Origin of the sequence: Ferviditalea candida (assembly GCF_035282765.1) — a bacterium.
Lineage (GTDB): Bacteria > Bacillota > Bacilli > Paenibacillales > KCTC-25726 > Ferviditalea > Ferviditalea candida.
This window is the reverse complement of record NZ_JAYJLD010000107.1, coordinates 1-1,029: the sequence shown is the minus strand read 5'-3', so window position 1 is coordinate 1,029 and position 1,029 is coordinate 1. Positions and strand designations below refer to the sequence as shown.

Annotated in this window: 1 protein-coding gene; it reads right to left on the bottom strand. The window is 41.1% G+C overall.

The window, feature by feature from the left end:
- Positions 1-93: 93 nt before the first annotated feature.
- On the bottom strand, positions 94-1,029 hold a 936-nt coding region (locus VF724_RS21270), incomplete at its 5' end, for an RHS repeat-associated core domain-containing protein (protein ID WP_371756235.1).

The window sequence follows — 1,029 nt, the reverse complement described above, 5'->3', positions numbered from 1 at the left end:
CATGGTCAAGCTCAATCCCGGAAAATTGCAGAATCGTTCATTCATAGATTACTAGCCTCCCCACTTGAATCGTAGGTGGGGATTATTTTACGCTTACGAACCAAATGCGGTGTTTAAGTCTCCGTTTTCGCCAACAAAGACCGTAATTTTTTCACCATTAACCTCAATTGTATGATAACTATTATGAACTCCGTTTTTTAATGCATCTTTATATGTTTGCTGAACTGCCTGATTAACTTCATCTACAGACCAATTAGGATTAAAAAAAGTCCTATCCTTGAGTATACTTTCCAATTGCTCTTTGGATAAGTGTGGAACCTGTTTTGCAAATTCACTTGGAATATGCTTACTATAATGCTTCATTGTTTTACTACTGATCTGTGAGGCAACATTCAATGCTTCGTCCGATCCTTCAACCGCGCGCTCAATTACTCGCCCTTCATCATTAATAAGTCTTACAATTATTCTGCCGCCTTTAATAAATTTTCCAATTGGGACAAAGTTCGAAGCAGCAAGTGTTTTATCAAATGTTGAGGAATTCGGATCAATAATTGTTTTTATATCATCCACTACAAGAAAATCTGCTACCTTTTCTGTCATATTGGAATTATGAATCAACCATGTTCCAATAATCACTGCTACACATCCAAGCCCCTCTTTTAAACTGCCTAAACAATATTTATGTCCACTTGGATCAACATAATTTATCGGGTTATTCTGCACATACGTATACAAATTCAACGTAAGCGGACTGTCAATCTCACCCCGATACGTATCCGCCGACAGGAACCTTCCGTTCCTCGGATCGTAGTATCTGGCCTGCAGATAATAATATTGCGTCTTGCGGTCCCAATAATAGCCCGCATAGCGATACGGATTCAGCTTCACCAGTTCCGTGGTGATGTCCTCTGTCGGTTCTTGTTCGACAGCGACGGTCGTTTCTCCTGCTGTCGATGTGCTGGTTGTGGCATCGGTCAGTGTTCCGGTTGAATCGGTTAGCGTAGCGTCAGAAAGTGAGCCTCCTGTCAG